This window comes from Ensifer sp. B1-9 (assembly GCF_050474445.1).
Lineage (GTDB): Bacteria > Pseudomonadota > Alphaproteobacteria > Rhizobiales > Rhizobiaceae > Ensifer.
Genome location: NZ_JBCHVG010000005.1, coordinates 314,410 through 327,444, shown reverse-complemented (window position 1 = coordinate 327,444; position 13,035 = coordinate 314,410). Strand labels below are relative to the sequence as shown.

Sequence of the window (13,035 nt, the reverse complement as noted above, 5' to 3'; positions counted from 1 at the left end):
TTTGTCGCCGCAGCTTCAAGCCACGGTATCCATTGAACGTGCAAATAGCATCGCTGATGCACTTGGCAAAGTCGTTTCCGTTTTGCGAAGATCAGCGTGGGAGAACCCGCCGCGAATATCCTTGGGCCGGAACCGGCTTGGGGACAAAATTCTGGCAGCAGGCCTAATGTGTTACAGCGATTTTGGCGCGTCGATGCCGACGCGCGGCGTGCAACGGAAGGAAAGCGCATGGACATGACCGGCGAAGAGCGGATTTCTGCGGGGCGCGACGCAGTGTGGCGCGGCCTCAACGATCCGGAAATCCTGAAACGGTGCATCCCCGGCTGTCAGTCGCTGGAGTTGACTTCGCCGACCGAACTTGCAGCGGTTGTGAAGATCAAGATCGGCCCCGTCTCGGCTTCGTTCACCGGCAACGTCGTGCTCTCCAATCTCAACCCGCCGGAAGGCTATACGATCTCGGGCGAAGGAAAGGGCGGCATCGCCGGTTTCGCCAAGGGCGGCGCCGATGTCACCTTGACGGAGGATGGCGCGGAGACGGTGCTGCGTTACGACGTCAAGGCAGAGGTCGGCGGCAAGCTCGCCCAGCTCGGCTCGCGCCTCATCGATTCGACCGCAAAGAAGCTCGCGCAGCAGTTCTTCACCGACTTCGGCGCGGCTGTTAGCGGCGAGCAGGCAGAAGCGGCGAGCTGAACGCTCGCCATTTCCGCAGTATCAACACCAACGGTCAATTCTGAGGGGCGGCCAAAGTTGCCTGGGTGGCGAGCTTTTCGGCCTGGCTGCGATGCTTCTCGGCTTCGCGGTGCCATTTCACCGCCTCGTTCGCCTCGGTGCGCGCGCGGCGGCGATACTTGCCCTGACTGAACCAGGTCGCTGCCGCACCGAGGATCACGCCGACGATGACGGCGAGAAAAAGGAAGACGAAGAAGGGCGCGCTGATCGAAAGCACGCTGTCTTCCGGGCGGAAAGGATTGAGCGCCAGCGTCACGCTCTGGCGGTTGGCGACACTGAGAACGATCAGGATCACGCCAACCGGAATGAGAACAACGATATTGACCAGTTTCTTGAACATTCAATCGCTCCAGCTTGCGGGCAGCCGCACGGTTTCCGGTGGCCACATGGGACAACGGGCGTCAATTGCGCCGGACCGCTGAGACCGAGAAAGACGATCAGTCTTCGTCGTCGCCATTCATGCCGGGATTAAGGCGCTCGCGCAATTCCTTGCCGGTCTTGAAGAACGGCACCCACTTTTCCTCGACGAAAACGGAATCGCCGGTGCGCGGATTGCGCCCGGAGCGCGACGGACGGTTTTTGACGGAGAAAGCACCGAACCCGCGCAGCTCCACCCGATTGCCTGCCGCGAGCGCGTCTGTGATCTCATCGAGAACCGCATTGACGATGTTTTCGACGTCGCGGTGATAGAGATGCGGATTGCGAGCTGCAACAATCTGCACCAGTTCTGACTTGATCACTGTCGCCCCCTCAAATTCTTGTTTGTTTTGCTTTTTCGGTCTGCATTGTGATTGCCGCTAGGATATGGCCGACGCTTACGAAAACGCCAGCATCTCCTGACGGCTCAGGCTGGGCATATGTCGCCTTCCTCATTGGCCATCAACCTGCCAAACCGAAACAAGACCGTCAAGAAACAACTTGTCGCCCGCAATTTTTTCAAGCCCGCTCATTGCCGGAAAAGCGTCATATCCCAACATCTTGATCCAATTCGCAGCCACCGCGCCGAGGCCAAAAGGTAGGGTCTTGCGCGGTGCTTCCCAATCGACGATCGGCAGGTCCTTCGATACCTTTTTCTCCGTGAGGAAGGCGCGGATTTCGTCCTCGCCGCCGAGCGTGTCGACGAGCTTCGCCTTCAGTGCCTGGCGCCCGGTGAAAATGCGGCCGTCGGCAAGCAGCAGGGCCTCGGGACGCGGCAGCTTGCGGCGATCGGCGACCAGGTCGACGAACCAGGCATAGCTGTCGTCGATCATTCCCTGGATCATCGACTTGGCCTCGTCGCTTGCCGGATGGAAGGGTGACGGCTCCGCCTTCAGCGGCCGCGACTTGATCGATTCCAGCGATACGCCGAGCTTGTCCATCAGGTCCTTGATCTGCGGATACTGGAAGATGACGCCGATGGAGCCGGTGATCGAGCTTTCGCCGGCGATGATCGTGTCGCCCGCGAGCGCGATCATGTAACCCGCCGAAGCGGCCAGCGTGCGGACGTCGGAAACGACGGGCTTCTTGGCGGCAACCTTGCGGATCGCCTTATAAAGAACCTCGCCGCCGTAGGTGGTGCCGCCCGGGGACGAAATGGTCACGACCAGCGCCTTGACGCTGTCGTTGTCGGCAATCCTCTGGAGCCGCTCGAGGAGCTCCCGGTCGTCCTGGATCAGGCCGCTGATGCTGACACGCGCCACGTGCGCACGGGTGCGGCTGACGTCGTCCGCAGCGCCGGACCAGACGAAGATGGCGAGCGCCGCCAAGAGAAGCAGGCCTGCCACCATCCAGCGCCAGAAGCTCAGTTTCCGACGCAGGCTGCGGCGATCGGCGATGGCGAGTTCGTCCATGTGGGTTTCTCCCGAATTGTTGGCGCAGCTTCTGTCAGTTTCCGCGGGAACGTGCTATCTGCGCGCGCAGAGGCATATTCCATAAACGCGCTTGGCCACGGTTGAAAGCCGCGGCTGGCGTTTTCGTGCTTCACCCGAGTTTTTTTGCAGCGCCATTGTGCAGCAGCAAAAAATATCCATATTTGCGACGACTTACACCAGTGTATGTATATGACCCTTCGCGGGTCAGCGATAAAAAAGCAGTAGAACCGACAGGCCCTTTCATGTTGAACCACGCGCCAGCCCCGGGCATTTTTGCCGATACGGGCGAGAGCTCCGCCGACGCCTATGCGCTCGCTGCGAGGCACTCCGTGCGCGTTCGGCGGCTGAAGGTCATCCTGCCCGTGGCCGCCGGCATCATTGCCGTGATCTTTGCCGCCGTTTCCTTCGTCAGGGCCTTCATTCCCGTTGATCTGCAACTCGAAACGGCGACCATCGAGGATGGAAAGATCGTCATGCAGAATCCGGCCATCTCCGGCCGAAACAAGCAGGGCATCAGCTATTCGATGAAGGCCCAGCGGGCGCTCCAGGATATCGCCAACCCGGATATCATCACCCTTCAGACGATCCATGCGGAAATGCCGATGAAGGATTCGTTGGTCGCGACGGTGGACGCCACCAACGGCATCTATGACCGTGGCGCCAATACGCTCGACATGAACGCCCCGTTCACCATTTCCGTCAATAATGGCATGAACGCCGACTTCCAGTCGGCCTATCTGAACATCAATGCCGGCGAAATGGAAACGAAGCGGCCCGTTGCGATCAGCATGAAGGGCGGTTCGATCATTGCGCAGACGCTGCGAATGACGGATAAGGGACGTATTGTAATATTTGAGGGCATGGTGAGGGTGAACGTTGAGCCCACCGCCATCCGCAAGAACGCGAAATAGGATCCGGTGCACTCCATGTCGGCCACAACCGCCTCTTTTTTCAGGATTTCCGCCAGTCTGGCGATTGCCGGCGTCGGCGCCTTGATCATTGCCTCCGGCGCTTCGGCGCAGGCCACATCCAGCAAGATGAAGGGCCTTGAACTCTCCAACGACAAGCCGATCCAGATCGAGAGCGATAAGCTCGAGATCAAGGATCCGGAGAGCAAGGCTATCTTTACCGGCAACGTCAAGGTCGTGCAGGGCACGACGACGCTTCAGGCCGGCAACATGGTGGTCTTCTACAAGTCCGGCGGCGGCTCGGTTTCGAGCGGCGACGCCGACATCGACCGCATCGAGGTCAGCGAAAAGGTCTTCCTGAGCTCGGGCACGCAGCAGGCGACGGCAGACACCGGTTCCTTCGACATGACGAAGCAGATCTTCGTGCTCAAGGGCGACAAGGTCGTGCTGTCGGAAGGCAAGAACGTCTTCGTCGGCTGCCAGCTCAATGTCCAGATGGAAACCGGAGAGGCTCAACTCGAAGCCTGTGGCGGCCGCGTGCAGATCCAGCTCGACCCGAAGTCCCGCAAGCAAAAGTGACGTAGACCGCTCGTGCACTTTCCCTTCCTTCACAAGCGCAAACGGGTCCGCAAGCCGTCGGCGACAGTCGCGGCCGTTTCCGGACACGCGGTCGACAAGGCGCGTTACGACGGCACGCTGATCGCGCGCGGCCTGACGAAAGCCTATCGCGAACGCCGGGTCGTCAACGGCGTTTCACTGGTGGTGCGTCGCGGCGAGGCCGTGGGCCTGCTTGGACCGAACGGCGCCGGCAAGACCACCTGCTTCTACATGATCACCGGCCTCGTGCCGGTCGACGAAGGCTCGATCGAGATCAACGGCAACGACGTCACGACCATGCCGATGTACCGGCGCGCGCGTCTTGGCGTCGGCTACCTGCCGCAGGAAGCGTCGATCTTTCGCGGACTGACGGTCGAGGAAAACATCCGCGCCGTGCTCGAGGTCCATGACAAGAACCTGGAGCGGCGCGAGAGCAAGCTCAACGATCTGCTGGGCGAGTTCAACATCACCCACCTACGCAAGTCCCCGGCGATCGCGCTCTCGGGCGGCGAGCGGCGGCGCCTCGAAATCGCCCGCGCGCTTGCGACCGATCCGACCTTCATGCTGCTGGACGAACCGTTCGCCGGCGTCGATCCGATTTCGGTCGCCGACATCCAGGCGCTCGTCCGTCACCTCACTTCGCGCGGCATCGGCGTACTCATCACCGACCATAATGTCCGCGAGACGCTCGGCCTCATCGATCGCGCCTACATCATCCATGCCGGCGAAGTGCTGACCCATGGTCGCGCCAACGACATTGTCACCAATCCTGACGTGCGCCGGCTCTATCTCGGCGACAATTTCAGCCTTTGAGGGCGCTTCGCGGGCGATTCCGCCCGCGACCACGCTTGACCAAACCTTCTCGATAAGCAATTTTTGGGCCAATTGATAAGGGCCCGTCCGATTATCGGAGAAGCATTGCGGCCCCAGGAGATTTCTCGGGAGTTTCGCGTCAGCATGGCACTGTCCGCCAGCCTTCATCTGCGCCAGTCCCAGTCCCTGGTGATGACGCCACAGCTCATGCAGTCGATCCAGCTGCTGCAGATGACGCATCTCGAGCTCAATCAATTCATCGCCCAGGAAGTCGAAAAGAACCCGCTGCTCGAATTTCAGGCAAATGACGATCTGCCGATCACGCCGGAGCGCGGCGAGAACACGGCAGGCGACGAAACCCCGGGTGACGATTTCGGCGCACAGGCAGACGTTTACGACAATGCGACGTCGCCGAACGGCGAACGGCTCGGCGAACAACTCGACGCCGATTTCGCCAATGTCTATCAGGACGACACGGCGCCCCAACGCGCGGACGCGCCCGAACTGCTCGGCCAGTGGAAGTCGATGCCCGGTGGCGGCGAGGGCGAAGATTACGACCTCGACGACTTCGTCGCCGGCCGCAAGAGCCTGCGCGAGACGCTCACGGAACAATTGCCCTTCGCGCTACCCGTCCCCTCGGATCGGCTGATCGCGCAGCACCTCATCGACCAACTCGACGAGGCCGGCTATCTTCAGGCGGACCTTGACGAGGTCGCCGAACGGCTGGGCGCCGCCCATGCCGATGTCGTGCGGGTATTGCTGACGCTACAGCAGTTCGATCCGCCCGGTGTCTTCGCGCGCTCGCTCGGCGAATGCCTTGCGATCCAGTTGCGCGCCCGCGACCGCCTCGATCCGGCGATGGCGGCACTGCTCGCCAATCTCGAACTGCTGGCGCGGCGCGATTTCGCAACACTCAAGAAGATCTGCGGCGTCGATGAAGAGGACCTGATCGACATGCTGGCGGAAATCCGCAAGCTCGATCCGAAGCCCGGGACCAGCTTCGAGACCAGCGTCAGCGAGGCGATCGTGCCCGACATCGTCGTGCGGGCCGCGCCCGACGGCGCATGGATGGTCGAGCTCAATCCGGACGCCCTGCCGCGGGTGCTGGTCAACCAGGACTATTTCGCTGCGGTCTCACGCGGCACACAGAAGAACAGCGCCGACCAGGCCTTCCTCAACGAGTGTCTGCAGAACGCGAACTGGCTGACCCGCAGCCTCGACCAGCGTGCCCGGACGATCATGAAGGTTGCCACCGAGATCGTTCGCCAGCAGGACGCGTTCCTGGCCAACGGCATCGGCCATTTGAGACCGCTGAACCTCAAGACGGTCGCCGATGCGATCAAGATGCATGAATCGACCGTCAGCCGGGTGACCTCCAACAAATACATGCTGACGCCACGGGGGCTTTTCGAGCTCAAGTATTTCTTCACCGTCTCGATCGGCTCGGCCGAAGGCGGCGACAGCCATTCGGCGGAATCCGTGCGCCACCGGATCCGCACGATGATCCAGGAGGAGAGCGCCGAAGCCGTGCTTTCCGACGACGATATCGTCGACAGCCTCAAGAAGGCCGGCATCGACATTGCCCGCCGCACGGTTGCCAAATACCGGGAGGCGATGAGCATCCCCTCCTCCGTGCAGCGGCGACGGGAAAAGCGGGCGCTGGCCAAAGCCTCCGGTTTCTGAGCACCGGAAGTTAAGCCGCATTAACTTTTTTGCGACCTCCAATTGACTCTCCCCGACACAGGCGATATGAGCCCGCCGCAATTGCCGGGGACATGCTCGCCCCGGAAGCGAACCGGTACGACCGGTGGCTGCGACAGAGGCGCGCCCGCAAGTCTGAAAGGCTTGGATGACGGGACCGCTTGGAATAGACTGGCTGCGCAAATCACGAACGAGAGAGGAAACTCCATGAGTGTGCGTGTATCCGGTAAACAGATGGAAATCGGCGATTCGTTCCGTGCCCGCATCGGCGAGCAGATCGAGCAGGCCGTTACCAAATATTTCGACGGAGGATATTCAAGCCAGGTCACTGTGGAAAAATCCGGGTCGCGCTTCAGCGCCGACTGCAAGCTTCATCTCGATACGGGCGTGGTTATGCAGGCGAACGGTCAGGCGAACGACCCCCAGGCTGCCTTTGACGCCGCATCGGATCGCATCGAAAAGCGCCTGCGTCGCTACAAGCGGAAGCTGAAGGACCACCATAACGGCAACGGACAGAACGCTGCCGAGGTAGCCTACACAGTGATGGATTCGGTGCCCTTCGAGGACGACGAAGTCCCGGAGGATTATGCGCCGACGATCGTCGCCGAAAGCACGAAACAGCTGAGGACGATGTCCGTCGCCAGTGCCGTGATGGCACTCGACATGACGGACGAACCCGTCCTGATGTTCCGTAGCCCCGGCAAGGACGATCTGAATATCGTCTACAGACGCAACGATGGAAATATTGGCTGGATTGACGCTGCCAATATCAAGGTATGAGCGGAGAGGGGAGCGCCGGCACGCTGGCGCTCCCTGTTCCCATAATCAGCGGGCAGGCCGGAAAATGTGACTTTTCTGTGCATGGAACCCGCCACGATAAAGATGGTTAGAGCCATTGCGACGCATTTGTGATGATGTTGTCCGGCTCTAACCGGCGAACGAGGACAAAAGAATGGCATTGGCAGGTCTACTGCATCAAAATGCGATCATCCCGGCCATGAGGGCCAACTCGAAAAAGCAGCTCCTCCAGGAATTGGCGGCAAAAGCATCTAAGATCACCGGACTTCCCGAGCGTGAAATCTTCGACGTGATCCTGCAGCGGGAGCGCCTAGGCTCCACCGGCGTCGGCAACGGCATCGCCATCCCGCACGGCAAGCTCAACAATCTTCCCTCGATCATCGGCATCTTCGCGCGACTGGAAACACCTGTCGATTTCGAGGCGCTCGACGACCAGCCCGTCGATCTCGTCTTCCTGCTGCTCGCTCCGGAAGGAGCCGGCGCCGATCACCTCAAGGCCCTGTCGCGCATCGCCCGCGTCCTGCGCGATCAGGACATGGTCGCCAAGATCCGCTCGAGCGATTCCGCCAGCGCGATCTATACGCTCCTCGACGACGACGCGACCTCGCACGCCGCCTGAAGACAGCAAACGGCGCGCGTCCGCCGGACGCGCAGTGCCCGCGTCAGTACAGCTGACGGCCGTTCAAATGATCTATGAAAATCCGGAACAAGGCGCCCTGGCTCGAAATTCCGAGCCGGCGATAGATGTTCTTGCGATGGATCCGGACCGTTCCCTCGGCAATGTTCATGACCTTGCCGATCGAAAGGTTGCTGTGTCCCCTGAGGATGAGGCGCACGATGTTGCGCTGCTGCTTCGTCAGCCGGTCTGAACAAAGGCTCTCGAATGCAGCTTCCATCGCGTCGTCGCCTTCCTCTGATGGCGGCGGCGCAAAGGCTTGGCCCTGCTGGCGCCAGTTCGAACGAACCGCCTCGCGCACGATCGGCTCATAGACCCGCAGACGCTCGAGTTCGGCCTCGCTGAAAGGCTCGCCGCCGCGGCCGCGCATCAGCGAATAGGTCGCCTGCAGGCCACCGTCGAGCGGAATGACGAAGCCGACTTCCTCCACCAGAACACCCGATTCCATCGACACGCAGGGATGCACCTCGGCGGACGACGAAAAATCGGACTGGAAGAACCGGTCCGGCGCCAGCTCGCGCATCCGCCAGAGGCCGGCCGGCTGGCCAGCGCAACAGGCGACGTAGAAGGGATCGAGCAGATAGGCGCCGCCGAGATAGGCGGAAAGCGCGCTCGCCGATACTTTCGCCGTATAGCCGTCGTGCAACACGATCGGCCTCGCATCATAGGGATAGGCAAAGGCGACGGAGAGATCGAAGCTGGCGACCGATCGCAGCATCCGGTCGAGCGCCTGACCGAAATCCTGCGTGCCGATCAGACCGATCATCGCCGATATATCGGCGGACTCCCTTGCCAGCATTCCGGTTTCATCCCCCAATCCTCGTATCCCGCATGGGATATCGACAGGTCCTGCTTCGTCAACAATAATTCCCGTCAGGAGAGAGCAACAGGTCGTCGTAGAACGGGTCGCCATTGGCGATTGCCGCGAGCGACGCCGATCAGGAGGGCGCAATGGCAGGCAGGCTTTCAGGCAAGGTGGCACTGATCAGCGGCGGCGCGGGCGGTTGCGGCCTGGCGGCATCGGAGCTTTTCGCGCGCGAAGGCGCCAAGGTCGGCATCGTCGACCTGCCGCGCAGCAAGGGCGAAGAGGTCGCGGCGTCGATCCGCGCCAAGGGCGGCGAGGCGATCTTCGCGCCCGCCGATGTCTCGGTATCCGCGGAGGTGACATCGGCCGTCAAGGCGGTCGAGGGGGCGTTCGGCGCCATCACCGTGCTCTTCAACCACGCCGGCATCCTTGCCGTCGGCCCCTTCCTCGAGGTCGAGGAGGACGAATGGGACCGGCTGATGGCGGTCAACGTGCGCAGCATGTTCCTGATGACCAAGGCGGTTCTACCCGGCATGCTTTCCGCCGGCGGCGGCAGCATCGTCTGCACCTCGTCGATCTCGGCCGTGGCGGCAACGCCGATGGAGGTGCTCTACGACACGACCAAGGGCGCCTGCCACATGTTCGCCCGCGCCATCGCCGTCGAGTTCCGTGACCGCGGCATCCGCTGCAACGCCGTCTGCCCGGGCTTCATCGCCACCGATCATGGCAAGCGCGAGTTGGTCGGCCTCAGCAAATACGGGGTCGACGTTTCCGAGGCCGCCATCGCCGCGCAGCAGGGCCGCATGTGCGACCCGAAAGAGGTGGCAAACGCGGCGCTGTTCCTGGCGAGCGACGAGGCGAGCTTCATCAACGGCACGCATCTGTTCGTCGACAATTGCTTCACCGCGGTTTGAGGGAGGGGAAAATGCTTCAGGCAGGTGGCCACTGGCGCAACTGGGTCGGAAACCAATCATGCATCGTGCGCCATCGCGGCGCGCCGGAGAGCGAGGCGGCACTGGCAGAAATGGTGCGCGAGGCGACCGCGCAAGGGCTGAACGTGCGCTGCGCCGGCTCCGGCCATTCCTTCACGCCGGTGGCGCTCACCAGCGGGCTGCTGCTGACGCTCTCCAGCATGCAGGGCGTCGTCGGCATCGATTACGCACGCAAGCGGGTGGCGGTGAAGGCAGGCACCACGATCAATCAGCTCGGCAAGGTGCTGAAATCCAGCGGCCTGTCGCTGATCAATCAGGGGGACATCGACAGCCAGGCGCTGGCCGGCGCGTTGACGACCGGCACGCACGGGACCGGCGCGAGGCTCGGCAACATGGCTTCGCAAATCGTCGGCATGCGCCTGGTGCAACCGGATGGCAGCATTCTCGTCGTCGACGAGACCACACCGGATCTGCTCGAAGCGGCGCGGGTGTCGGTCGGCATGCTCGGCGTGATCTCCGAGATCACGCTGCAGGCGATGGACAGCTACAACCTGCATGAAAAACTCTGGCGCTGCACCTTCGACGAGATGATCGAACAGCACGACGAACTGGCGGCCAAGCACCGCCATTTCGGCTTTTTCTGGTGCCCGGTACCGGAGAGCCGGCATTGCTATTGCCTGCCTGACACGGCGTCGGTCTCGACGACGGACAGAACATCCGACGTCTGCGAGATGAAGGTGATCGACATCACCGAGGAAGCACCGACGGAGCGCCGCTTCGAGAAGATCGCCTATTCCTCGGAGATCTACCCGATCGAGTACGTCCCGAATTTCCACGAGCTCGAATACGCGGTGCCCGTCGCCCACGGCAAGGAGGCGGTGAAGGCGGTGCGCAAGCTGATGCTGGAAAAGCACCCGACCTGCATCTACCCGATCGAGTACCGCTTCACCGCCGGCGATACCGGCTGGATCAGCCCCTTCTACGAGCAGGATTCGATCACGCTTTCGGTTTCCGGCGAGCCCGGTACCGACTATTGGGAATACCTGAAGGACGTCGATACGATCCTGCGTCAATACGGCTCCCGGCCGCACTGGGGCAAACTTCACTTCCTCGGCGCCGAAGACGTCACGGCGCTCTATCCCCGCGCCGGCGATTTCCGGGCGTTGAGGGCCAAGGTCGACCCGGAAGGCCGCTTCCTCAACGACCACCTGCGCCAGCTCTTCGGATAGCGATCGCGGGCGCCGCCGCTGTCCTGTCCTCCAAACGAAGACGCCGCGCGAAACTCGCGCGGCGTTTTCAAATTCTGACGGGCTGGATCAGACCGTCGGAGCGTCGCCGTTCTCGGCAGCCACGACCTTCGGGCCGCCCTTGGAAACGCCGACCATGGCCGGACGCAGCACACGGTCACCGATGGTGTAGCCGGCCTGAACGACCTGCAGCACCGTGTTGTTCGGCACATCCGCATTGGGGATCTCGAACATTGCCTGGTGGAAGTTCGGGTCGAACTTCTGGCCTTCCGGCTCCAGCTTCTTGACGCCGTGGCGTTCGAGCGCCGCAAGCATCGAGCGCTCGGTCATTTCCACGCCCTCGATCAGAGCGGTGAGGCCAGCCTCGCCTGCTTCCTTGGCCTCTGCCGGAATGGCATCGAGCGCCCGGCGCAGATTGTCCGAAACCGCGAGCATATCGCGGGCAAAACCGGCGACGGAATAGGACTTCGCATCCTTGACGTCGCGTTCGGTACGGCGGCGTAGGTTGTCCATCTCGGCGGCAAGCCGAAGGTACTTGTCGCGCAATTCGGCATTTTCCGCCTTGGCGAGCTCCAACGGGTCGGGCTCGGCAACCGGCGCGGCTTCAGCAGCTTCGGCAGCGTCCGGCGCGGCATCGCGTACCTCGTCGGTGGCCTCGGGTCCGTGCTTGTTCGTATCGTCGGTCATGACGTTCTCCGCAGTGTCGTCTCTATCGTCCTTCGCATTTCCACGCCGCAAGCGCGAGCCTGCGTTTCAGCAAAAATGCCCTGTGACTGGATTTGAAGCCGATATCGAGGTTTGAGGGCGAAAAATCAAGGGTTCAATCACGCGCGCGACCAAAAGCGCGCCTTCAGCGGGAGAGCCGCGACATAAGCTGCGCGGTATAGTCGACCATCGGCACGATGCGGGAATAGTTGAGCCGCGTCGGGCCGATGACGCCGACCGCGCCGACGATGCGGTCCTCGCCATCGCGATAGGGCGCGACGATCAGCGACGAACCGGAGAGCGAAAAGAGCTTGTTTTCCGAGCCGATGAAGATCCGGACACCCGGGCCGCTCTCGGCAAGATCGAGCAGCTCGATCAGGCTGTCCTTCTTTTCAAGGTCGTCGAAGAGCATGCGAAGCCGATCGATATCCTCGGCTCCCTCCAACCCTTCCAGCAGGTTGGCCCGCCCGCGCACGATCAGCCGCGCCGGTTTCTCGTCGCCTTCGCTGCCCGACCAGATGGCAAGACCACGCTCGACGAGGTCCTGCGACAGTGCGTCGAGTTCGCCGCGCACCGTCTGCTTCACCTTTTCGAGCTCCGTGCGCACCTCGGCGATCGTCTGGCCGGCAAGGTGGGCGTTGAGGAAGTTGGCCGCTTCGGTGAGCTGCGAGCTGGTGACCCCGGCCGGCAGTTCGATGATGCGGTTTTCCACCTGGTCATGCTCGCCGACGAGAACGGCAAGCGCCTTGGTTGGCGCCAGGCGAATGAATTCGACATGCTTCAGGATGGGATCGGCCTTGGCGGTGATGACGAGGCCCGCCCCGCGCGACATGCCCGAAAGCATCTGGCTCGCCTCCGCTAGCAGGGATTCCACCGGCTGCAGATGGTCGTCACGACGGACATGGCGATCGATCGAAGCCCGATCCTCCGCCGAGAGATTGCCGACCTGCATGAAGGCGTCGACGAAGAACCTCAGACCCGTCTGGGTCGGCAGGCGACCGGCGCTGACATGGGGCGAATAGATGAGACCGAGGTCTTCGAGATCGCTCATCACGTTACGTACGGAAGCGGGAGAGAGCGACATCGGCAGAAGCCGCGACAGATTGCGCGAGCCGAGCGGCTCGCCGCTCGTCAGATAGGTTTCCACGATGCGGCGGAAAATCTCACCCGAGCGCTCGTCCAGCGCGGCGGCGATTTCCTTTGCTCCGGGATTGCGCAGTACCATATCACTCCACACTTGCAGGCACATCCTGCCGTGCCCGGAATATAGTGAT

Annotated in this window: 15 protein-coding genes; 9 read left to right on the top strand and 6 right to left on the bottom strand. The window is 62.0% G+C overall.

Going from position 1 to position 13,035, the window contains the following annotated elements:
- The first annotated feature begins 228 nt into the window (after nt 1-228).
- Entirely contained in the window at nt 229-690 is a 462-nt protein-coding gene (locus ACQ5BM_RS11570; protein WP_429811002.1) for an SRPBCC family protein, read from the top strand.
- Nucleotides 691-724: 34 nt separating this feature from the next.
- Here ACQ5BM_RS11570 and ACQ5BM_RS11565 read toward each other — a convergent pair whose 3' ends face one another.
- The 3 genes from ACQ5BM_RS11565 to sppA form a co-directional block, all read right to left on the bottom strand.
- Nucleotides 725-1,069 (bottom strand): DUF1049 domain-containing protein, encoded by a 345-nt coding sequence (locus ACQ5BM_RS11565; protein WP_429811000.1) that lies wholly within the window; start codon nt 1,067-1,069, stop codon nt 725-727.
- A 97-nt stretch (nt 1,070-1,166) separates the two neighbouring features.
- Nucleotides 1,167-1,469 (bottom strand): integration host factor subunit beta, encoded by a 303-nt coding sequence (locus ACQ5BM_RS11560; RefSeq protein ID WP_025425688.1) that lies wholly within the window; start codon nt 1,467-1,469, stop codon nt 1,167-1,169.
- A 129-nt stretch (nt 1,470-1,598) separates the two neighbouring features.
- A complete protein-coding gene (gene sppA, locus ACQ5BM_RS11555; protein WP_429810997.1) occupies nt 1,599-2,558 on the bottom strand; it encodes a signal peptide peptidase SppA in 960 nt (319 codons plus the stop codon).
- A 263-nt stretch (nt 2,559-2,821) separates the two neighbouring features.
- On the opposite strand from sppA, the gene lptC reads away from it, so the two are divergent.
- The 6 genes from lptC to ptsN all read left to right on the top strand — a co-directional run bounded on the left by lptC (nt 2,822) and on the right by ptsN (nt 8,015).
- On the top strand, nt 2,822-3,490 hold the full coding sequence (gene lptC, locus ACQ5BM_RS11550; protein WP_429810996.1) for an LPS export ABC transporter periplasmic protein LptC: 669 nt from the start codon (nt 2,822-2,824) through the stop codon (nt 3,488-3,490).
- A 15-nt stretch (nt 3,491-3,505) separates the two neighbouring features.
- The gene (locus tag ACQ5BM_RS11545) at nt 3,506-4,066 is read left to right on the top strand and encodes an LptA/OstA family protein (protein WP_429810994.1); all 561 of its coding nucleotides are present in this window, start codon (nt 3,506-3,508) and stop codon (nt 4,064-4,066) included.
- A gap of 12 nt (nt 4,067-4,078) precedes the next feature.
- A complete protein-coding gene (lptB, locus tag ACQ5BM_RS11540; protein ID WP_113536639.1) occupies nt 4,079-4,897 on the top strand; it encodes an LPS export ABC transporter ATP-binding protein in 819 nt (272 codons plus the stop codon).
- Nucleotides 4,898-5,041: 144 nt separating this feature from the next.
- Nucleotides 5,042-6,580: an RNA polymerase factor sigma-54 gene (gene rpoN, locus ACQ5BM_RS11535; RefSeq protein ID WP_429810992.1), complete on the top strand. Its 1,539-nt coding sequence runs from the start codon at nt 5,042-5,044 to the stop codon at nt 6,578-6,580.
- 225 nt (nt 6,581-6,805) lie between these two features.
- Complete coding sequence (gene hpf, locus ACQ5BM_RS11530) at nt 6,806-7,378, top strand: ribosome hibernation-promoting factor, HPF/YfiA family (RefSeq protein WP_429810990.1); 573 nt, start codon at nt 6,806-6,808, stop codon at nt 7,376-7,378.
- A 172-nt stretch (nt 7,379-7,550) separates the two neighbouring features.
- The gene (gene ptsN / locus ACQ5BM_RS11525) at nt 7,551-8,015 is read left to right on the top strand and encodes a PTS IIA-like nitrogen regulatory protein PtsN (RefSeq protein WP_275022465.1); all 465 of its coding nucleotides are present in this window, start codon (nt 7,551-7,553) and stop codon (nt 8,013-8,015) included.
- Between the two features lie 43 nt (nt 8,016-8,058).
- On the opposite strand, the gene ACQ5BM_RS11520 is transcribed toward ptsN, so the two are convergent.
- On the bottom strand, nt 8,059-8,871 hold the full coding sequence (locus ACQ5BM_RS11520; RefSeq protein WP_429810988.1) for a helix-turn-helix transcriptional regulator: 813 nt from the start codon (nt 8,869-8,871) through the stop codon (nt 8,059-8,061).
- A 152-nt stretch (nt 8,872-9,023) separates the two neighbouring features.
- On the opposite strand from ACQ5BM_RS11520, the gene ACQ5BM_RS11515 reads away from it, so the two are divergent.
- A complete protein-coding gene (locus ACQ5BM_RS11515; RefSeq protein WP_429810986.1) occupies nt 9,024-9,791 on the top strand; it encodes an SDR family NAD(P)-dependent oxidoreductase in 768 nt (255 codons plus the stop codon).
- A gap of 11 nt (nt 9,792-9,802) precedes the next feature.
- Nucleotides 9,803-11,038, top strand: coding sequence for a D-arabinono-1,4-lactone oxidase (locus ACQ5BM_RS11510; RefSeq protein WP_429810985.1), 1,236 nt, complete (start codon nt 9,803-9,805; stop codon nt 11,036-11,038).
- A gap of 87 nt (nt 11,039-11,125) precedes the next feature.
- Here ACQ5BM_RS11510 and grpE read toward each other — a convergent pair whose 3' ends face one another.
- Nucleotides 11,126-11,743 (bottom strand): nucleotide exchange factor GrpE, encoded by a 618-nt coding sequence (gene grpE, locus ACQ5BM_RS11505; RefSeq protein ID WP_429810983.1) that lies wholly within the window; start codon nt 11,741-11,743, stop codon nt 11,126-11,128.
- Between the two features lie 163 nt (nt 11,744-11,906).
- A complete protein-coding gene (hrcA, locus tag ACQ5BM_RS11500) occupies nt 11,907-12,986 on the bottom strand; it encodes a heat-inducible transcriptional repressor HrcA (protein WP_429810981.1) in 1,080 nt (359 codons plus the stop codon).
- Nucleotides 12,987-13,035: the final 49 nt, after the last annotated feature.